This is a genomic window from Microbacterium sp. Be9, from assembly GCF_011754135.1.
Lineage (GTDB): Bacteria > Actinomycetota > Actinomycetes > Actinomycetales > Microbacteriaceae > Microbacterium > Microbacterium maritypicum_A.
This window is the reverse complement of record NZ_WNWT01000006.1, coordinates 399,904-420,396: the sequence shown is the minus strand read 5'-3', so window position 1 is coordinate 420,396 and position 20,493 is coordinate 399,904. Positions and strand designations below refer to the sequence as shown.

15 protein-coding genes are annotated in these 20,493 nt (G+C 69.3%); 10 read left to right on the top strand and 5 right to left on the bottom strand.

Annotation, left to right across the window (positions count from 1 at the left end):
- Positions 1–144: 144 nt before the first annotated feature.
- Complete coding sequence (locus GLO27_RS12850) at positions 145–1,971, top strand: AMP-dependent synthetase/ligase (RefSeq protein WP_167255231.1); 1,827 nt, start codon at positions 145–147, stop codon at positions 1,969–1,971.
- A 17-nt stretch (positions 1,972–1,988) separates the two neighbouring features.
- On the top strand, positions 1,989–2,912 hold the full coding sequence (locus GLO27_RS12845) for a DUF1295 domain-containing protein (protein WP_167255229.1): 924 nt from the start codon (positions 1,989–1,991) through the stop codon (positions 2,910–2,912).
- 104 nt (positions 2,913–3,016) lie between these two features.
- Here the strand turns inward: GLO27_RS12845 and GLO27_RS12840 are convergent, their stop codons facing one another.
- Entirely contained in the window at positions 3,017–4,537 is a 1,521-nt protein-coding gene (locus GLO27_RS12840) for an FG-GAP-like repeat-containing protein (protein WP_167255227.1), read from the bottom strand.
- A 313-nt stretch (positions 4,538–4,850) separates the two neighbouring features.
- Between GLO27_RS12840 and GLO27_RS12835 the strand changes: the two genes are divergently transcribed.
- Positions 4,851–6,407: a serine hydrolase domain-containing protein gene (locus GLO27_RS12835; protein ID WP_167255225.1), complete on the top strand. Its 1,557-nt coding sequence runs from the start codon at positions 4,851–4,853 to the stop codon at positions 6,405–6,407.
- A gap of 26 nt (positions 6,408–6,433) precedes the next feature.
- On the opposite strand, the gene GLO27_RS12830 is transcribed toward GLO27_RS12835, so the two are convergent.
- From GLO27_RS12830 to GLO27_RS12820, 3 genes are all read right to left on the bottom strand, one after another.
- Positions 6,434–7,843: a rhamnulokinase family protein gene (locus GLO27_RS12830; RefSeq protein WP_167255223.1), complete on the bottom strand. Its 1,410-nt coding sequence runs from the start codon at positions 7,841–7,843 to the stop codon at positions 6,434–6,436.
- The gene (locus GLO27_RS12825) at positions 7,840–9,876 is read right to left on the bottom strand and encodes a bifunctional aldolase/short-chain dehydrogenase (RefSeq protein ID WP_167255221.1); all 2,037 of its coding nucleotides are present in this window, start codon (positions 9,874–9,876) and stop codon (positions 7,840–7,842) included. Before GLO27_RS12825 ends, GLO27_RS12830 begins: the two co-directional genes overlap by 4 nt.
- A gap of 119 nt (positions 9,877–9,995) precedes the next feature.
- Complete coding sequence (locus GLO27_RS12820) at positions 9,996–10,757, bottom strand: DeoR/GlpR family DNA-binding transcription regulator (protein ID WP_167255219.1); 762 nt, start codon at positions 10,755–10,757, stop codon at positions 9,996–9,998.
- A 117-nt stretch (positions 10,758–10,874) separates the two neighbouring features.
- Between GLO27_RS12820 and GLO27_RS12815 the strand changes: the two genes are divergently transcribed.
- Positions 10,875–11,660: an SDR family oxidoreductase gene (locus GLO27_RS12815; RefSeq protein WP_167255217.1), complete on the top strand. Its 786-nt coding sequence runs from the start codon at positions 10,875–10,877 to the stop codon at positions 11,658–11,660.
- A gap of 41 nt (positions 11,661–11,701) precedes the next feature.
- Positions 11,702–13,150 carry an FGGY-family carbohydrate kinase gene (locus GLO27_RS12810; RefSeq protein WP_167255215.1) on the top strand — a complete coding sequence of 483 codons (1,449 nt, stop codon included), beginning with the start codon at positions 11,702–11,704 and terminating at the stop codon, positions 13,148–13,150.
- A 19-nt stretch (positions 13,151–13,169) separates the two neighbouring features.
- Here the strand turns inward: GLO27_RS12810 and GLO27_RS12805 are convergent, their stop codons facing one another.
- Positions 13,170–14,102: a sugar-binding domain-containing protein gene (locus GLO27_RS12805; RefSeq protein WP_167255213.1), complete on the bottom strand. Its 933-nt coding sequence runs from the start codon at positions 14,100–14,102 to the stop codon at positions 13,170–13,172.
- A 158-nt stretch (positions 14,103–14,260) separates the two neighbouring features.
- Between GLO27_RS12805 and GLO27_RS12800 the strand changes: the two genes are divergently transcribed.
- The 5 genes from GLO27_RS12800 to xylB all read left to right on the top strand — a co-directional run bounded on the left by GLO27_RS12800 (position 14,261) and on the right by xylB (position 20,486).
- On the top strand, positions 14,261–15,307 hold the full coding sequence (locus GLO27_RS12800) for an NAD(P)-dependent alcohol dehydrogenase (RefSeq protein ID WP_021201648.1): 1,047 nt from the start codon (positions 14,261–14,263) through the stop codon (positions 15,305–15,307).
- The gene (locus GLO27_RS12795) at positions 15,304–16,878 is read left to right on the top strand and encodes a sugar ABC transporter ATP-binding protein (RefSeq protein ID WP_167255211.1); all 1,575 of its coding nucleotides are present in this window, start codon (positions 15,304–15,306) and stop codon (positions 16,876–16,878) included. The genes GLO27_RS12800 and GLO27_RS12795 overlap by 4 nt, the downstream gene beginning before the upstream one ends.
- Positions 16,875–17,882 carry an ABC transporter permease gene (locus GLO27_RS12790; RefSeq protein WP_021201646.1) on the top strand — a complete coding sequence of 336 codons (1,008 nt, stop codon included), beginning with the start codon at positions 16,875–16,877 and terminating at the stop codon, positions 17,880–17,882. The genes GLO27_RS12795 and GLO27_RS12790 overlap by 4 nt, the downstream gene beginning before the upstream one ends.
- A 53-nt stretch (positions 17,883–17,935) precedes the next feature.
- The gene (locus tag GLO27_RS12785) at positions 17,936–19,012 is read left to right on the top strand and encodes a substrate-binding domain-containing protein (protein ID WP_167255209.1); all 1,077 of its coding nucleotides are present in this window, start codon (positions 17,936–17,938) and stop codon (positions 19,010–19,012) included.
- A gap of 73 nt (positions 19,013–19,085) precedes the next feature.
- A complete protein-coding gene (gene xylB, locus GLO27_RS12780) occupies positions 19,086–20,486 on the top strand; it encodes a xylulokinase (RefSeq protein WP_167255207.1) in 1,401 nt (466 codons plus the stop codon).
- The last annotated feature ends 7 nt before the right edge of the window (positions 20,487–20,493 follow it).

Genomic DNA, 20,493 nt, shown 5'->3' with positions numbered 1-20,493 from the left:
GCACCACGCTGTCCTCCGCACCGCGCTGTCCTCCGACGCGAGCCTTCAGATCATCCCATCCGAATCACCATCGGTTCCGAACAACGGTCGATGGGCGATATTCGTGCGCCCTCCGCACCGTATGCACGACCGAGAGAAGGCCCGATGATCGAATCGACGACACCGCCACTCGCCGCGCTCGACGGCTACCGCAACGTCACCGACCTGCTCGTGGCGCGCGCCGCCTCGGCTCCGGATCACGTCGCCTTCGAGGTCGAGGACGCGCGCTCCGGGTCGTGGCGGCCGATCACGACGCGCGCCTTCGAAGCCGAGGTGCGCGTGCTGGCGAAGGGCTTCATGGCCCAGGGCATCCGGGCGGGCGACCCGATCGCGATCATGGCGCCGACGCGCTACGAATGGGCCGTCGCCGACCTCGCCGCCTGGTTCGCCGGCGCCGTCGTCGTGCCGATCTACGACACGTCGTCGCCATCGCAGGTGGATGCCATCGTCGCCGATGCCGGTGTGCGCCTGGCGATCGGCGGCACCGCCGAGCACGCGGCACTCCTGCAGGACGCACTGGCGGTGTCGGACTCCGACACGATCGGGGCCTGGACGATGGATGCTGGGACATCCGCCGCCCTCACCGCGCTGGTCGCGAGCGGCAGCGGCGTCACCGATGAGGAGCTCGAGGCCCGCAGGACGACCGCCACTCAGGACGACCCCGCGACGATCGTCTACACCTCGGGCACCACGGGCGAGCCCAAGGGCGTGGTCCTCACCCATCGGAACTTCCTCGGTCAGGTGCTGAACATCGCCGCGGCGTACAGCGAGATCGTGAACGAAGACGGCAACACCGTCATCTTCCTCCCGCTCGCCCACGTGCTGGCACGCGGACTCCAGCTGATCTGCCTGGCCAGCGGCATGCGCATCGCGCACCTCTCCGACCCCTCGACGGTCGTCGCCACCCTCGACGCGCTGCGCCCGACGTTCCTGGTCGTCGTGCCGCGAGTGCTGCAGAAGATCCAGGCGGCCGCCGCGGGCAAGGCCGCCGACAAAGGACTGGCGGGAGTCTGGGCGAAGGCCGAGTCGACGGCGATCGCCTGGGGTCGCCGCGCCGAGCGGGTCGATGCCGGCAGACGCGTCGCGAGGGACCGCGGCCTCCACGTGCGTCACCGCCTCTTCGACGCCCTCTTCTACCGGCGTCTGCGTGCCGTGATGGGCGGGCGCGTCGGCTACATCCTCTCGGGCGGAGCGGCCCTCGACACCGACCTCTCGCTCTTCTTCCGCGGCATCGGGGTCCCCGTGATCGAGGGCTACGGCCTCACCGAGACCACTGCACCGCTCACCGGCAACCTGCCGGGGCGTATCGCCTCGGGCAGCGTCGGCGCGCCCCTCCCCGGACTCACGGTGCGCATCAGCGACGAGGGCGAGGTGCTCGCTCGCGGCATCGGCGTGTTCGACGGCTACCGCAACCCGGCTCACGACGACGGCGCCTTCGTCGACGGCTTCTTCCGCACCGGCGACCTCGGTCGTCTCGATGCGCAGGGCCGGCTGATCCTCGAAGGGCGACTCAAAGACGTGATCGTGACCTCGAACGGCAAGACGATCGTGCCGACCCGCTGGGAGAGCGCGGTCGAAGCTCATCCACTCGTCTCGCATGCGGTGATGGTCGGCGAGGGGAAGCCGTACCTCTCGGCGCTGCTCGTGCTCGACCCGGAACAGGCCGGCGCCTGGGCCGATTCCGAGGGGGTCAGCGTCAGCTCGAGGACGCCATCCGACTTCCGCACGGTGGACGACCCGACGCTGCGCGCTCACCTGCAGCGCGCCGTCGACGCCGCCAACGTACTCGTGGCGCGTAGCGAGCAGGTGCGCCGGTTCAGCGTGGTCTTCGCCGACCTCGACGACCGCGGGCTCGTCACACCCACCATGAAGCTCAAGCGGAGCGTCGTGCTGGATCGCGCGGCCGTCACCGTCGAAGACCTGTACCTCTGAGAAACAGAAAGCACACCATGTCCTCCCCCACGCCCTCCGACGCCAAGTCATCCCGCTCCTCGGTCATCGCGATCCTCGCGGCCCTCGTGATCGGCACGCTCGTCGCGGTCGCCGGCAGCCAGAATGGCGCGACGATCGGCGGCATCCCACTGTTCGCCTTGGCCGTCGCCGCCGCGTTCGCGATCCAGGTCATCGCGTTCATCCCGGCGATGCTCCTGCAGACCGAGCGATTCTTCGACCTCACCGGCAGCCTTACCTTCTTCGCGATCTCTGCGGCGCTGGTCCTGCTGGCGCCACAGCCCGACGCGCGCAGCTGGATCCTCGCGGGGATGGTGATGCTGTGGGCGGTGCGCCTCGGATCCTTCCTGGCCCTGCGCGTGCACAAGGCCGGCTCGGACGGACGCTTCGACCAGATCAAGGGCTCCCCATTGCGGTTCCTGCAGGTGTGGATCATCCAGGGCGCGTGGGTGTCGCTGACCGCGGCCGCGGCATGGATCACGATCAGTGCGGACTCCGCCACCCGCGCACCCATCGGATGGCTGACCGTCGTCGGGATCGTCGTGTGGGTTCTCGGCATGGTGGTCGAGATCGTCGCCGACGCGCAGAAGTCGGCATTCCGTGCAGACCCGCGCAACCGGGACGAGTTCATCCGCACGGGACTGTGGTCGCGGTCGCGCCACCCGAACTACTTCGGCGAGATCGTGATCTGGGTGGGCGTGTTCCTCACCGCCGCCCCCGTGCTCGTCGGGTGGCAGTGGATCGCGCTGCTCTCGCCGCTGTTCGTGATCCTGCTGCTCACCCGGGTCAGCGGCGTCCCGCTGCTGGAAGCGCGCGCCGAGAAGAAGTGGGGCGATCGCGCCGACTACATCGCCTACCGCGAGAACACGCCGGTGTTGATCCCGAAGCTCACGCGGGGCGCGGTGCAGGAGACGGCGGCGTAGGAGCTACGGACGGGCGGGCGGAGGACGCAAGCGACTTGACGTGGGAGCCGAGCACAGCACGCGAGCCCCTGACCGCAATCCGCGCGGTCAGGGGCTCGCCTGGGTCAGCGAACCACGAGCAGGTTATGGTCAACCGCGGCAGAGTTGATTGCTTGCCACGACGACGCTGCGCCGCTCGACATCCACCACTGTCCGACACCAATGTTGGGCCAGAAGACATCTGCCTTTCCATCACCCGTGAGGTCGGCAAGCTGAAGCTGTTCGCCCGGGACGTTGGCGCTCGTCAGGAGCGACCACGCGGTGGTGCCGCCGTAGGACACCTGCCAGTTTCCGGTGGCCGGATTCGGAAGCAGGACGTCATCCTTACCATCGCCATCGATGTCGCCGAACTTCAGAAGTGCGGCGCTAATGCCGGCAGTGTTGATGATCTGCCAGCTGCTCGCCCCACTCTCGGAGAGCCACCATTGTCCGTTCGGGTGGGCATAGAAGACATCGTCCTTGCCATCGCCGGTGAGATCAGCGATACGCAGGCTCGTTGCCGGAACCGACGTCGCCGTGATCGTCCAGGCGGAGTTTCCCCCGTAGGAGATCCACCATTGGTTCGTTCCCGCGTTCGCCCAGAACACGTCCGCTTTACCGTCGCCGTTGAAGTCACCCAGCTGCAGTTCGTGCCCGGGGGTACCGTTTGCGGCCGAGAGGAGCGCCCACGCGGTGGTTCCCCCATAGGAGACATACCAGTTGCCCGTCGCTGGATCCGGCCAGAAGACGTCAGACTTTCCATCACCATCGAAGTCAGCGAACTGCAACACGCCCGGCGCTACCCCTCCCGTATTGATTGCGTTCCACGCGCTCGTTCCGTTCTCCGAGACCCACCACTGTCCGTTCGGGTGCGAGAAGAACACATCGGCGATACCGTCGCCCGTGAAATCGGTGTTGTTCGCAGATCGCGGAATGGGGCAGCCCTCGTAGAAGCTGACCCCCGGCGACGCCGGGCAGACGTCGATCACGTTGGGGATTCCATCGCCATCCGTGTCAACGGGCGGCGCCACCGCACCCCCTAGGCCCGGGAAGGTGCCCGGCATCCAGGTACCTCGCGTGACGTTCGACAGACATGTGAAGCTGTCATTGATCTGACCATAGAGCGCACCGTTCCGATAGACCTCGAAGTGCAGGTGGAGGGCCGGCGAGTTCCCGGTATTTCCCACGACCCCGATCGGAGTTCCTTGAGAGACGGGCGTACCCACCGCGAAGGGCGTCGCGGAAGCCATATGCGCGTAGCGCGTGACATAGCCCCCCGCGTGCTGAACTTCGACGAGGTTGCCGTAACTGCCACCCGAACTCTTGGACTTGATGGTGCCGTCCGCGGCAGCCACGATCGGGGTGCCACCTTGGCCCGAGATATCGATGCCGTCGTGCTTGCGGTAGTTGCCTCGGCAACCATCGCCCACCTTCGACTGAATGTTCCCGGACGCCGGGTAGACCATGGAGTCCGAAGGCGCAGCCGACGCCGCTTCGGGAGCAGCGGCCTGCGGATAGACGAGCGCGACCGCGACGACGAGCGCAACGAATCCGGCGCGCACCTTCCGCCCTCCTGCGATACGAGCCATTGACGATTTTGAGTTCATGCGTAAACCATAGGGAACTCATACCTTGCCCCGCTGTCCCCTCTTCGGCCTACAGACGCGCGCCCGGATGCATCGATAGTGTGAGAGACCCTCCTTTCGTGAGGATGAGCGCCTACTCATCGCGGCCGCTCGGACCCACCTATCGGACCGAAAAGTCGTCCGCGCGTCGACTTCGTCTGCCCGCACACATCGGGCCCCGACACTCGGTGCCCGCGGACATGACTTCGCCCGCCCGGCACGAGAGTGTGGAGACGAACCGGCGTTCTGCTTGAGAGCACCCGCCGCGAGAGCACGCCCGAACAAAGGAGTCTCCATGTCCAGCGAAACCCTGGTCGTGCCGCTCGTCGACCAGCTCGACGCATTCTTCGGTCAGTACACGGCTGCGGGTCAGTCGCCGGGGCTCGTGTACGGGCTCGTCGGCACCGACGGACTGGAGCACACCCGGGGGTTCGGGACCGCCGACGACGACGGCAACGCCCCTGACGCCGACACGGTCTTCCCGATCGCCTCGATGACCAAGAGCTTCGTCGCACTCGGCGCCCTGCTCGCCCGAGACCGCGGGCTCCTCGACCTGGAAGCCCCCATCACCGACTTCTATCCGGAGTGGCACGGCACGGTGGGTGACGAACCGGCTGCCGCCCCGACGCTGCGGCAGTTGCTCAGCATGGGCGGCGGACTCACCGAGGACAACTCGTGGGTCGACCCGTTCCTGGGCCTCTCCGAGGCGGAGCTGGTCGAACGGATCAGACCCGGCTTCAACTACAGCACCCATCCGGGAAGCTCCTTCGAGTACTCGAACATCGGCTTCACGATGGCCGGTCTCGCCGTAGGCAAAGCCGTGAGCCGACGCGTGGAGGACTGGGTCACCGACGAGATCCTGCATCCGCTCGGGATGAACAGCACCTGGTTCGACAACCGCGCACCGGAAGAGGGATTCCGCCGAGCGGTCGGCTACTCGCTGAACACCGACGGCGACTGGGTGGGGTTCCCTCCCGCCGTGTCCGATGCCATGGCCGCAGCCGGCGGCATGCAGTCGACGATCAACGACCTCAGCATCTGGGTGCGCTTCCTCGCCGCCGCCACACAGCCCGCGTCGACACCCGCGAGCAGTGACGATGCCGTCGTCAGCCGGGCGTCACGGCGCGAACTGCAGCGCATCCATCAGGTCGACATCCCGTCGCTCCAGGCACGCCCCGAAGGCACCTGGAAGTTCGTCACCGGGGGCTACGCGCTCGGACTCTTCGTGCGCGAAGACCTGCACCGCGGACGCATCGTCACGCACAGCGGCGGACTTCCGGGATTCATCCTGAACATGGTGTGGCACGCAGGATCCGGGAAGGGCGTCGTCGTGTTCACCAACAGCCACCGGAGCAACCCGGTCGCCCTGTCGGAGGACGCCCTGTTCCGCGCCCTCGCCTTCCACGACACCCCCGCCCGCACCGTGCAGCCGTGGCCGGAGACGCATCGGCTGATGTCCGCCGCCGACGAGCTGATCCGCTCCTGGGACGACGGTACGGCCGCCGCGATCTTCGCCGACAACATCGACTTCGACCGCCCGCTCCCCCAGCGCCGAGCTGCGATCGACGAGCTCATCGCCCAGGTGGGCCCGCTGCTCCGCGACCGCGGCGCGCCCGAGGTCGTCTCCGCGGCGACCCCGGCAGACATCACCTGGTCGATCCCCGCCGAACGCGGCGAGCTGATCTGCATGATCCACCTCACCCCGGTGCGCCCCGCACAGATCCAGGAGTTCGAGGTGATCGCCGTGGAGCGGAGCGTTCCGCGTGCCGCACGACCGACCGACATCTCCGCCCGGCGCCGCGCCTACGCCCGACCGACCGTGAGCTCGATGCCGAACACGCGCGTGCTCTGAGCCGCGGCCGCGTTCCCGACGTCGCGTCAGCCTCGCGGATCGAATCGGCGCACCGGGTGTGTCGCCGCGACGAGCGCGCGCAGCCCCTCCAGGTCGGCAGCAGCAGCGCCCAGGGCACGCGCCTGCACGAGCACGTTGCCGAGAGCGGTCGCCTCGACGGGACCGGCCAGCACCGGGAGCCCGGAGCGATCGGCGGTGGCCTGGCAGAGGAGCGCGTTGAGCGAGCCGCCCCCGACGAGGTGGATCACGTCGACCTCGCGGCCCGAGAGGGCGGATGCCGTCCGCACGGTCGCGGCGAAGGCCGCCGCGATGCTCTCCACGATGCTGCGCGCGAACGCCGCACGGCTCGTCGGAACAGAGGCCCCGTCCGCCTGGATCAGCGCGGCGATGCGGGCGGGCATGTCGCCGGGCGCGCTGAGCGAAGGATCGTTCGCATCGAACAGCGGCACCCCATCCGAAACCGCGGCTGCCGCAGCGAGCAGCTCCGCCAGATCGATCGATGCGCCGTCCTCCCCCTCCCACGCCCGCACGCTCTCGCTCAGCAGCCACAGACCGGTGACGTTGTGCAGGAAACGGTATCGACCATCGACGCCGAGCTCGTGGGTGAAGTTCGCCTCGCGTGCGGCATCCGTCAGCACGGGTTCGGTCAGCTCCAGTCCGACGAGACCCCACGTGCCGCACGAGATGTACGCGGCGGAAGGCGACGTCATCGGCACGGCGACCACTGCCGAGGCGGTGTCGTGCGAACCGACCGCGATCACCGGGAGGTCGGCGCCGATCCGGGCGGCGAGATCCGGACGCAGCGACCCGATCACCGCGCCGGGGTCGATGAGCGGAGGGAGGATGCGCGACGGGATGCCGATGCGCGATGCGAGATCGGTGTCCCACTCCCCGTCGTCCACTCCGAGCAACCCCGTCGTGGAGGCATTCGTCCGCTCCGCCGCGCTGACGCCCGTGAGCAGGAACGCGATCAGGTCGGGGATGAGCAGCGCCACGTCCGCGTCCGCGATCCGCTCGTCGACCCGGTACTGGTACAGGGTGTTGAAAGGCAGGAACTGCAGTCCGTCGCGGGCGTAGAGATCGGCGAACGGAACGATGTCGTGCACCTCTGCGACGCCCCGGGCGGTGCGGGAATCGCGGTAGTGGAACGGCTCGGCGAGAAGAGCGCCGTCCGCGAGCAGCCCGTAGTCGACGGCCCAGGAATCGATCCCGATGCTCTCGATCGCCGGTTCGCGCCGTACCGCCTCCGCCAGACCCGCCACGACGTGCTCGTACAGGGCCGAGAAGTCCCAGTGCAGACCGTCGTCGCGCTCGACAGGGCCGTTCGGGAAGCGCGACACGAGCTCGAGCTCGAGCCTCCCCTCCCCGATCCGCCCGATCATCACACGGCCGCTGGTCGCCCCGAGATCGACGGCCGCGACCGCGCGCACGCTCATCGCAGGAACGCCGCGGCGACGCCGGAGTCGACGGGGATGTGCAGACCCGTGGTGCGGCTGAGCTCGGGACCGGTCAGCACGTAGACCGCGTCCGCGACGTTCTCGGGCACGACCTCGCGCTTGAGGATCGTGCGGTTCGCGTAGTACTGACCGAGGTCTTCTTCGGCGACGCCGTAGGTCGCGGCACGGTTCGCGCCCCAGCCCGAGGCGAAGATGCCGGAGCCGCGGACCACGCCGTCGGGGTTGATGCCGTTCACACGGATACCGTACTCGCCGAGCTCGACCGCGAGCAGCCGCACCTGGTGCGCCTGGTCGGCCTTGGTGGCGGAGTAGGCGATGTTGTTGGGGCCGGCGAAGACCGAGTTCTTGGACGAGATGTAGATGATGTCGCCGCCGAGCTTCTGATCGATGAGCACGCGGGCGGCGGCCTTCGACACGAGGAACGACCCCTTGGCCATCACGTCGTGCTGCAGATCCCAGTCCTTCTCGGTGGTCTCCAGCAGCGGCTTCGACAGCGAGAGGCCGGCGTTGTTGACCACGAGGTCGACGCCGCCGAACGCGAGCACCGCCTCGTTCAGGGCGGCCTGCACGGCCTCGGCGTCGGCGACGTTTGCCGCGATGCCGATCGCGACATCGGTGTTGCCGAGCTCGGCGGCAGCGGCCTGCGCCTTCGAGGCGTCGAGGTCGGCGACGACGACACAGGCGCCCTCGGCCGCGAGGCGGGTCGCGATGGCCTTGCCGATGCCGGATGCGGCGCCGGTGACGAAGGCGATACGGCCCTGGTGCGACTTCGGCTTCGGCATGCGCTGCAGCTTGGCCTCCTCCAGCGCCCAGTACTCGATGTCGAACTTCTCGGCGTCGGAGATCGGCGAATAGGTGGACAGAGCCTCGGCGCCGCGCATCACGTTGATCGCGTTGACGTAGAACTCGCCGGCGACGCGGGCGGTCTGCTTGTTCGCACCGTAGGAGAACATGCCGACACCGGGGATCAGCACGATGAGCGGGTCGGCGCCGCGGATGGCAGGAGACGTGGCCGTCGCGTGCGCGTCGTAGTACGCCTGGTAGTCGGTGCGGTACTGCTCGTGCAGCTCGTGCAGGCGCGCGATCTGCTCCTCGGCAGACGCCGTGGCCGGCAGGTCGAGGATCAGCGGCTTCACCTTGGTGCGCAGGAAGTGGTCGGGGCAGCTGGTGCCGAGCGCGGCGAGGGCGGGCGCCTGTTCCGACGCCAGGAAGTCGAGGACGACGTCGGCGTCGGTGAAGTGTCCGACCATCGGCTTGTCGGTCGAGGCGATGCCCCGGATGGTGCCGGCGAGGGCCGCAGCGCGCTCACGGCGCTCGGACGCGGGGAGGGCCTCGAAGCCCGAGCGGACGCCGCCGAACGGGTCGGCCTTGCCGTGCTCGGCGATGTAGTCGGCCGCGGTGTCGATGATCCAGAGGGAGTTCGCCTCGGCCTCCTCCGACGTGTCGGCCCAGGCGGTGATGCCGTGCCCGCCGAGGATGCAGCCGATCGCCTGAGGATTCTGCTTCTTGATCTCGGCGATGTCGAGTCCGAGCTGGAAGCCGGGACGACGCCACGGCACCCAGACCACCTTGTCGCCGAAGATCTTCGTCGTCAGCGCCTCACCGTCGGCCGCGGTGGCGATCGCGATGCCCGAATCGGGGTGCAGGTGGTCGACGTGCGCGGCGTCGACCAGGCCGTGCATGGCGGTGTCGATCGACGGGGCGGCACCCCCCTTGCCGTGCAGGCAGTAGTCGAAGGCGGCGACCATCTCGTCTTCGCGGTCGAGTCCGGGGTACACGTCGACGAGCGCGCGCATGCGGTCGAGGCGCAGCACGGCGAGACCGCTCTCGGTCAGGGTGCCGAGGTCGCCGCCAGAGCCCTTGACCCACATCAGCTCGACCGGCTGGCCCGTGACGGGATCGGTCTCGGTGCCCTTGGCCGAGGTGTTCCCTCCGGCGTAGTTGGTGTTCTTCGGGTCGGCGCCGAGGCGGTTCGACCGGGCGATCAGAGCGGCGGCGGTGGCGTTGGTCATGACTCTCCAAGACAGGGGCGATGCACACGACCGTGTGCACTCGTGCTGTTACTTCTTGTGAAAGATAACACGAACTGACGTCGTGGAGAAGGGGTGTCTGGCGAGGGCGTCTGGGAGATTCAGAGGATGTCGGCGATATCCCGGAAGGCATCCAACCGCTCGTCGCCGGGATCGAGCTCGGTGATCAGCACCGAGATCTCGTCGCGCTCGAGCGCGCGGGCCACCGACCGACGCCCGAGCTTGCTGGAGTCGACGCACACCACCGTGGTGCCGGCGTTCGCGGCCATCGCCTGCTTCAGCTCGGCTTCGTCCACCGAGACCTCGGACGTGCCGTCGGCGCCATCGAGCGCGTCGGCCGAGGAGAAGAAGGTGTCGAAGTAGACCGAACGCATGCTCCGACGGGCGATCGGGCCGACGAGACTGCCCGTGGTGGGCTCCGCGGTGCCACCGGAGATCACCGCCGTCACGCCGTCGAGCGGATGAAGCACCTGGAACGACTCGAAGGAGTTCGTGTACGCCGTGAGCCCGGCGCGCGGACCGATCACCGAGGCGAGCATGTTGACGGTCGACGACGCGTCGAGCGCGATGCTGCCACGAGCCGGGACGAGTCGCAGCGCCTTCTCGGCGATCGTCCTCTTCGCGCTCGCCCTGATGGCCCGGCGCGCATCGAACGGGCGCGCTCTGGGGGCGGCGGTCGCCCCACCTCGCACCCGACGTACTCGGCCCTCCGCCTCCAGCTCGAGCAGGTCGCGTCGGATCGTCATCGACGACACCGCGAACAGTTCGGCAGCGGCCTCGATCATCACGCCCTGCGGGCCGTTCGCGAGTTCGACGAGTTCGTCTCGACGTCGTTGCGCCTCGAGATTGCCGGAAAGAGCCATGGGAGGAATCTATCCGGTGTGCACGCCGGGGCCGATCCCCCGATCATCGACCCTCGCTCTGTGCGCTCATATGAGCGGCTGGTGTCGTGAGGTGAGCGCCGCCGCTAGGCTCTGCTCATGCTCGGAAACACCACGGAACCTCTTCTCGGCCGCATCGCCGTCGTCACGGGCGGGGCGCGGGGCCTCGGTTACGCCATGGCCGAGGCACTGGCGACCGCCGGCGCCGATGTCGCCCTCCTCGACCGCCTCGACACCGTCGCCGAAGCCGCCGACGCCCTGCAGTCCGAGACGGGGCGGCGTGGCATCGGCGTCAGCGTCGACGTCACCTCCGACGCCTCCGTCGCGGCTGCCTTCGACGCCGTCGCCGCGCAGTTGGGCGTGGCCGACGTGCTCGTCAACAGCGCGGGCATCACGCTGGGCACGCCCCTCCTCGACACCACGCCAGCGGACTGGCGGCGGGTGCTCGACGTCAACGTCACCGGCACCTTCGTCACGAGCCGTGAGTTCGCGCGCCGGCACGTCGAGGCCGCACGAGGAAACCCGGCCAGCGTGGTCAACGTGTCGTCGATGTCGGCGTTCGCGGTGAACATCCCGCAGACCCAAGCGGTCTACAACACGTCGAAAGCCGCGGTGTCGATGTTCACCAAGAGCGCGGCGATCGAGTGGTGGCCGCACGGCATCCGCGTCAACGCGATCGCCCCGGGATACTTCGCCAGCGACATGACCAGGGACTTCGTGGCGGAGAACCCCGAGATGGCCGACGAGTGGGTGCGGCGCATCCCCGCCGGGCGGATGGGGGAGCCCGAAGAGCTCGGCGACCTCCTGGTCTACCTCGCGAGCGAGCGGTCGAGCTACGTCATCGGGCAGAGCATCCTCATCGACGGTGGTTACACCAGCGTGTGAGGGGCCGCCGGACGGGAGGCCCGGACCCTAGGCTGAGGGACATGCCCGAACTGCCCCTCGGCTCGGCGACCTTCCGAGCTGCCGCCGTCGACCTCGGAGGGTCCAGCGGTCGCGTCGTGAGCGCGACCGTCGACGGGGATCGGCTGCGGATCGACGGGGTGCACCGGTTCCGCAACCGCGCGTTCACGGACGAGCTCGGACTGCGGTGGGATGCCCAGCGGCTGTACCGCGACGCGGTCGCCGGTCTCGCGGCGCTTCGCCGCGAGGGACCCGCCTTCGCCAGTGTCGGCGTGGACGCCTGGTCGGGAGACTACGGGCTGCTCGCCTACGACGGCCTGCTCGATGCTCCCTTCCACCAGCGCGATGCCCGCACCGACCGCAGCTTCCCCCTCGTCGACGCGATCCTCCCCGCCGCCGATGCCTTTCGAGACACCGGGGTCACCGCCCTCCCGATCATGACGATCTACCAGCTGATGGCCGACCGGGAAGCCGGGCGTCTCGACACCGTGCAGCGGATGCTGCTGATGCCCGATCTGCTCGCCCACTGGCTCGGCGCCGAAGAGGTCGCCGAGGCGACGAACGTCTCCAGCACCGGCCTGGCCCTCCCCCGCGGTGCCGGCTGGGATGCCGGCCGGATCGACGCGCTGGGCCTGCCGGCGCGGATCTTCCCCGAGATCGTCGCGCCCGGCACCGTGACCGGGCGTGTGGCTGGCGGCATCCTGGCGCCCGGGGATGCCACCGACATCACCGCCGTCGCCTCGCACGACACCGCCAGCGCCGTGATCGCCGTCCCCGCGCGCGACGAGGACTTCGCCTTCGTGTCGTGCGGCACGTGGATCCTCACGGGTGTCGAGGTCGATCGCCTCATCACGAGCGACCGGGCCCGCGAGGCGGGTTTCACGAACGAGCTCGGCCTCGACGGCACCGTGCGGTTCCTCCGGATCGCCGCCGGGCTCTGGATCATCAACGAGTGCATGCGGGAATGGGGGCTCGACGGCTGGGGAGCGCGCAGCACCGCCGCCCGTCGCGAGCTGCTGGCCCGTGCCGACGCCGCCCCGAGCACCGGGGTGCCGATCGACACCGGAGACCCTCGCCTGCTGCGCCCCGGGCAGATGACCGCGCGCATCGCGGAACTCGTCGCCGAGGCCGGCGGACGCATGCCCACCGACCGCGCCGCCGTGGTGCGGCTGGTGCTGGAGAGTCTCGGGGCGTTCGTGGCCCGACAGGTCGACGAAGCAGCGGCGCTCTCGGGTGTGGACGTGCGGGTGATCCACCTGGTCGGCGGCGGCTCCGAGTCGTCGATCCTGGCGCAGGCCGTCGCCGACCGCTCGGGGCGCGCCGTGGTCGCGGGGCCGTCGGAGGCCACGTCGATGGGCAACATCCTGGTGCAGGCCCGCGCGCACAGCGCGGTGCACGGAGGTCTCGGCGATCTGCGCCGCGTGGTGCGCGCCTCCACCGAGCTGCGGCGCTACGAGCCCGTCCGCCGCTGAGCGGGCAGGTCGGTCCTGCTCAGACCGCGGCCTCGAGCAGGCGCCGGGCGAGAGCGGCGTCGGTCACCAGGGAGTCGACGATCCCTGACCGCAGGGCGGCAGCGACGGCACCCGTCTTCGAGGTGCCGCCCGCGACCGCGATCACCTCGGGGATACGGCGCAGCTGCTCGGTGGATACCGCGAGAGACCGCTCGGCCACCGACCCCACGACGGCACCGTTCTCGTCGATGAGCGTCGCGCAGATCTCGGCCTTCACCCCCGCCGCGAGCAGTTCGTCGAGCGCGCCCGCGCGCCCGGCATTGTCGTACAGCTGCGAGTCGGGCGGGCTCCAGGAACCGATCGCGACGACGGCCTTGGTCACCGAGTCGAAGCGGCGGAAGGTCTCCATGATGCCGGGCTCGCGACGCAGGGCCGAGGCGGTGGCGGCGGTCTCGACCAGCAACGGGGCGAATATCGCGCGGGAGCGTCCCCCCGAGATGCGGCTCACCTGGCGGATCACCTCGACGCCGTTCTCGGGCGTGGGGGCGGCGACGCCGGCGAGCTGCACCACCTCGCACGTCGCCAAGGTGCGCAGGTGTCCGGCCATCGCGGTCAGGGTGCGTCCGGCCGTGAGCCCCAGCACGTCGCCCTCGGTGACGATCTCGCTGAGCAGGTCGGCGGCCGCGCGCCCGAGCCGATCCTGGATGAGGTCGGGCGTGGTGCCGGGAGTGAGCACCGCGAGAGCGCGCGTCAAACCGAAGCGGGCGCGCAGCTGCATGGACAGGTCGAGATCGAGGGAGTCCGGTGCCTCGATCGTGATCTTCACCAGCCCCTGCTCGAGCGCATCCTCCAGCATCCGCGCGATCTTGAAACGGGAGAGGCCGAGTTCGTCGGCGATCTCGATCTTCGTCCGCCCGTCCAGGTAGTGCCGGCGCGCGACGTGCGAGATCCGCACCAGTTCATCGGGTCCCATGTCGCCTCTTCGTCTCGCATCGTGTCAGGTCGGTTCAGCATATCCCGATTTCTCCTTCTGCGCTCATATGAGCGGCCAGTTGTCTCATTCGTCGAGCATGGCTAATGTCGGTCGAGCAATCACGACCCCACGATTGCACCCGCACCACGAGGAGCCCGATGAAGCGCACTGAACTGCCCACGACCATGCGTGCGAGCGTGCTGGTGCGCGCCGGCGAGCTCACGGTGGAGACCCGCCCCGTGCCGATCCCGTCCGCCGATCAGGTGATCGTGCGGGTGAACGCGGTCGGCATCTGCGGCTCCGACGTCCACTACTTCCACGAGGGGCGCATCGGCGACTTCGTCGTGGAGGAGCCGCTCGTCCTCGGCCACGAAGCCGGCGGCACGATCGTCGCGGTCGGGGCCGACATCGACGACGCCCGCGTCGGCGAGCGCGTCTCGATCGAACCGCAGCACCCCTGCCGGGTGTGCGAGTTCTGCCGCAGCGGGCGCTACAACCTCTGCCCACGGATCGAGTTCTACGCCACCCCGCCGATCGACGGCGCCTTCGCGGAGTACGTCGCGATCCAGGGCGACTTCGCCTACACCGTTCCCGATTCCGTGAGCGACGACGCCGCAGCGCTCATGGAGCCGCTGTCCGTCGCCATCGCGGCCGTGCAGAAGGCCGGTGTGCGACCCGGGAGCCGCGTGCTCATCACCGGGGCGGGGCCCATCGGCATCGTCACCGCGCAGACCGCACGCGCATTCGGTGCCACCGAGATCGTGATCAGCGACCCGATGGCCGAGCGTCGCGAGGTCGCCCTCCGGTTCGGCGCGACCGCCGCCGTCGACCCGGCGGCCGGACCGCTCGGCTCGGGATACGACGCCTTCGTCGACGCCTCGGGATCCCCCGTCGCCGTGAAGCAGGGCATCTCGGCACTGAAGCCCGGCGGCATCGCCGTGCTCGTCGGCATGGGTGCCGACGAGATCGCCCTCCCCGTCTCCACGATCCAGAACCGCGAGCTGATCGTCACCGGCATCTTCCGCTACGCGAACACCTGGCCCACGGCGATCGAGCTGGTCGCGTCCGGCGCCGTCGACCTCGATGCGCTGGTCACCGGGTCGTTCGGCCTCGCCGAGGTGCGCGAGGCTCTCGATTCCGCCTCGCACCCCTCGACCCTGAAGAGCATCGTGCGTCCTGACCGCGAGCACGCGAGGGAATCATGACCGACCTCGAGCGCACGGGGAACATCACCCTCGACGAGCAGCCCGACATGCTCGCGTGCGTCGACATCCGCAAGGCGTTCGGCGGAGTGCCCGTGCTCAAGGGCGTGGGGCTGCACCTCGTGCCGGGCACCGTGACGGCGCTCGCGGGCGAGAACGGTGCCGGCAAATCGACGCTCATGAAGATCGCCTCCGGCCAGATGAAGGCCGATGCCGGTCGTGTGCTCGTGCGCGGCGAGGAGCTCACCGCGGGATCCGCGCGCGACGCCCACCAGCGCGGCATCGCCATCGTGCCGCAGGAACTGGCCTCGATCCTCGACACCACGGTGTACGAGAACATCTTCGTGGGGCGGGAGCTGCGCAACCGGTTCGGGCTGGTCGACCGCCGCCGCATGGCCAGGGAGGCCCGGCAGATGCTCGCCGAGTTCGGCGTCGACATCGATCCCGGAGCCCGGATGGGATCGCTGCCGGTGGGACTGCGGCAGATCGTCGAGATCGTCAAGGCGACCAGCACCGGCGCGCGGGTGCTGCTGCTGGACGAACCGACCAGCGCGATCGCCGAGCGCGAGGTCGCCCGCCTGATCGAGAGCATGCGCACGCTGCGCGACCGCGGCGTCGCGATCCTCTTCACGACGCACAAGATGGAGGAGATCCGCGCGATCGCCGACCGGGTCGTGGTGCTCCGCGACGGCGGCCTCGTCGCGGATGCACCGCTCTCAGAACTCAGCGACGACGACATCGTGACCGCGATGATCGGCCGCGAGCTCGAAGACCTGTTCCCCGACCTGCCGCCGGCTTCCGACGACATCGCCCTCTCGGTGCGCGGGCTCGAGTACACACCGGCCCCGCAGCCGGTCGACCTGCAGGTGCGCCGCGGTGAGATCGTGGGGCTCGCGGGGCTCGTCGGCGCCGGACGCACCGAGCTGATCGAGGCGCTGTTCGGCGTGCGCTCCGCGACTGCGGGTGAGATCGCCGTCGGAGGCGCTCGCGTGCGTCGCGGACGCCCCGCCGACGCGATCACCGCCGGCATGGCCTTGGTCCCTGAGGACCGCAAGGGCGCGGGAGCCGTACTCAGCATGGACATCCTCGCCAACGCGACCCTGCCGCGCATGAACCAGTTCTCGGTCGCCGGATGGCTCAAGGGCCGCAGCCGCGTGGACGCCGTCTCCGAGGTGATGAGCTCCGTGCGCCTGCGCAGCCGTGGTCTCGGGCAGCTGATGGAGACGCTCTCGGGCGGCAACCAGCAGAAGGTGGTGCTCGCGCGCTGGCTCACCGGCGAGGTGAAGGTGCTGCTGCTCGACGAACCCACCCGCGGCGTCGACATCGGCGCCCGCAGCGAGATCTACCGCATCATCACCGACCTCGCCGCCTCGGGCATGGCCGTGGTGATGGCGTCGAGCGACATGCCGGAGATCCTCGCCCTGTCGCACCGCGCTCTCGTGCTCAAGGACGGCGGCGTGGTGGCGGAGCTCGACCGCACCGCCCTCCAGCAACCCGACGTGCAGGACCGCATCTTCCGACTCGCGAGCGGACTCGACATCTCCGACGCACCTTCCGCAAAGGACGACCAATGACCGACACCCGCACCGCCGCGCCGACCTTCGTGCCCGAGTCGGAAGTGAAGCGCTTCAGCCCGACCTGGTTCGGCGACCTCGCGATCCGCTACGCGATGGTGATCGTGATGGTGCTCATCATCGCCTTCTTCCTTTACCGCAGCGCGCGCTTCGGCACGGTCGACAACCTGCAGACGATCCTGGTCGCGGCGGCACCGTTCGCCCTGATCGCCCTCGGGCAGACGCTCGTGATCCTCACCGGTGGCATCGACCTCTCGGTCGGCAGCGTGATCGCCGCAGCGGCCGTGTTCGGCAGCCTCACCGCGAAGGCGTTCCCGGATCAGATCTGGCTCGCGATCGTCGCCGGAGTCGTGGTGGGGTTCATCGCCGGGGCCATCAACGGCTTCGTGGTGTCGGTGATCAAGGTGCCACCCTTCATCGCGACGCTCGGCATGCTCACCCTCGCGTCCGGTGTCGCCTACGTCGCGGGCAACGGCGCCCCCATCACCGGGCTGCCGGCCGACTTCTCCCGCATCGCCAATGCCCAGTTCGGCGGGCTCACCCTGCCGGTCATCCTGATGATCGTCGGCATCCTGGGACTCGCGATCATCATGCGCCGCACCGCCTGGGGTATGCGGGTCTACGCGATCGGCGGCAACCCGATCGCCGCCGGCATCGCGGGCATCAACGTCGGCCGCACCATCTTCAGCGTGTATGCCATCTCCGGCATGCTCGCCGGCATCTCGGGCGTCATGCTCGCCAGCCGTGTCACGCTCGGCGCTCCGAACCTCGGCGTCGGCTACGAGCTCGACGCGATCGCGGCGGTCGTGATCGGCGGCGCGAGCCTGCTCGGCGGCCGCGGCTCGATCTGGGGGACCGCCCTCGGACTGCTCCTCATCCAGACCCTCAACAACGGCCTCGACATCCTGACCGTGCCCGCCTACTGGCAGAAGGTCATCAAGGGGGTGCTCATCGTCGCGGCGGTCGCCGTGGACGTGTGGGCGACCCGACGACGAAGCCGCTGACCGATCACGACGAAGAACCCTGCTTCATCGCACCATCCAACGAGAGGAATCCCATGTTCACCAAGAAGAGCCGCATCGCCGCGGCTTTCGCCGTCACCTCCGTCGCCGCGCTGATGCTCGCCGGATGCGGCGCGGGCGACCCGAACGCGAGTGCCGGCAGCGGAGACGACAGCGGCCAGGAGCGCATCACCATCGGTGTGAGCGTCTACGACATGTCGTCGTTCGTCACCGAGGGCAAGGAGGGCATCGAGCGCTACGCCGAGGAGAACAACATCGAGATCCTGTGGAACTCCGCAGGGCTCGACGTCAACACCCAGGCGAGCCAGGTCGACCAGTACGTCACCGCCGGTGTCGACGCGATCGTGGTCATCCCGGTGCAAGCCGACTCGCTGCAGCCGCAGATCGCCGCCGCGAAGGCTGCCGACATCCCCTTCTTCGACGTCAACGCCTCGCTCAACAGCGAAGACCTCACCGGCTCGGTGCAGCCCGACGACGTGGCGGCGGGCGAGCAGGAAGCGCAGATGATGATGGAAGCCCTCGGCGGGAAGGGCAACGTCATCATCCTCCAGGGTCCACTCGGAGGCTCGGGCGAGATCAACCGCGGCAAGGGCATCGACAACGTGCTCGCCGAAAACCCCGACGTGAAGGTGCTCGCCAAGGACACCGCGAACTGGAAGCGCGACGAGGCCGTCAACAAGGTCAGCAACTGGATCTCGGCCTTCGGCGACGACATCGACGGCGTGATCGCGCAGAACGATGACATGGGGCTCGGCGCTTTGCAGGCGCTCAAGGAAGCCGGGATGACGGATGTGCCGATCGTCGGCATCGACGGCATCGCCGACGGGCTCGAAGCCGTGAAGAACGGCGACTTCATCGGCACCTCGCTGCAGAACGGCACGGTCGAGCTGTCGGCCGGCGTGGCCTACGCCGCGGCCATCGTGCGCGGAGAGGACGTCAAGGAGAACCCGGTCTACCTGATGCCCGCGATCACGAAGGACAACGTCGACGAGGCGATCGGCCACGTGGTCACCGAGCGCGACGCGTTCCTGAAGAACCTCAGCGAGATGACCAACAAGAACCTCAAGAGCGGCAACATCGCTTACGAGGGTCTCACCGGCCAGTCGGAGTGACGGCCGCACCCGAGCCGCGAGGATGCTTCGGCGTCTTCGCGGCTCGGGTCGTTCACGGATGAGGGAGAGGCAGATGCCGTCGACGTACGTCGCCGGCGTGGATTCGTCCACGCAGAGTTGCAAGGTGACCGTGCACGAACTCGCGACCGGGGAGGTGGTGCGCACCGGACGGGCATCGCATCCGCCCGGCACGGAGGTCGCTCCCGAGGCATGGTGGTCGGCCCTGCAGCACGCGATCGTCGATGCCGGCGGTCTGGACGACGTGGCCGCGATCTCGATCGCCGCGCAGCAGCATGGGCTCGTGGCACTCGACGCACAGGGGCACGTCGTCCGCGACGCGCTGCTCTGGAACGACGTGCGCAGTGCGGACGCCGCGGCGGCGCTCGTGGCGGAGGTCGGCGCGCACGAGTATGCGCGTCGGGTCGGAGTCGTGCCGGTGGCGTCGTTCACCGGAGCCAAGCTGCGGTGGCTGCGTGATCACGAGCCCGCGAACGCAGCCAGAGTCGCTGCGGTCGCCCTGCCCCACGACTGGCTCTCCTGGCGACTGCGCGGGTATGGGCCCGTCGGTGCGTCCGCGCTCGGTCCCGCCCTCGACGCCCTCGCCACCGACCGCTCCGACGCGAGCGGCACTGCGTACTGGAGCGCCTCCACAGGCGCCTACGACCTCGACCTGCTCGAGCGTGCGTTCGGTCGCGTCCCGATCCTCCCCCGCGTCCTCGGGCCCGCCGAGCGGATGGGCGTCATGCCCGGAGGCACCGCGGTCGGAGCCGGTCTGGGCGACAACGCCGGTGGTGCGCTGGGACTCGGTGCCCGACCGGGCGACGCGATGATCTCGATCGGCACGAGCGGCACGGTCTTCGCGGTCGCGGATCGGCCCCTCGCCGACCCCACCGGAACGGTCGCCGGCTTCGCCGACGGAAGCGGGAATCATCTCCCGCTCGTCGCGACCCTCAACGCGGCCCGCGTGCTCGATACGGTCGCCGGGCTGCTCGGCGTCGATCACGACGCACTCGCCCTCCTGGCGCTGGCCGCCGAACCCGGAGCGGACGGCCTGGTCCTGCAGCCCTACTTCGAAGGGGAGCGCACCCCGAACCGCCCGGATGCCACCGCCACGCTGTTCGGCATGTCGCTCGCCTCGACACGACGCGAGACGCTGGCGCGCGCTGCGGTGGAGGGTCTTCTGTGCGGTCTGGCCGACGGCCTCGACGCGATCCGTCGGTGGGGCGTGCCGGCCACCCGCATCCTGCTCATCGGTGGGGCCGCGCGCAATCCCGCCGTCTCGCAGATCGCGGCTCAGGTGTTCGATGTGCCGATCGTGGTGCCGGGCATCGACGAGGCCGTCGCCCGAGGGGCGGCGGTGCAGGCGGCCTGGGCCCTCACGGACGAGCGCCCGTCCTGGGCAGACGGCGAGGCGCGGTCGTTCGCGGTCGACCACCGTCCGATCATCCGAGAGCAGTACGCCGCCCATGTCTGAGCCGGGC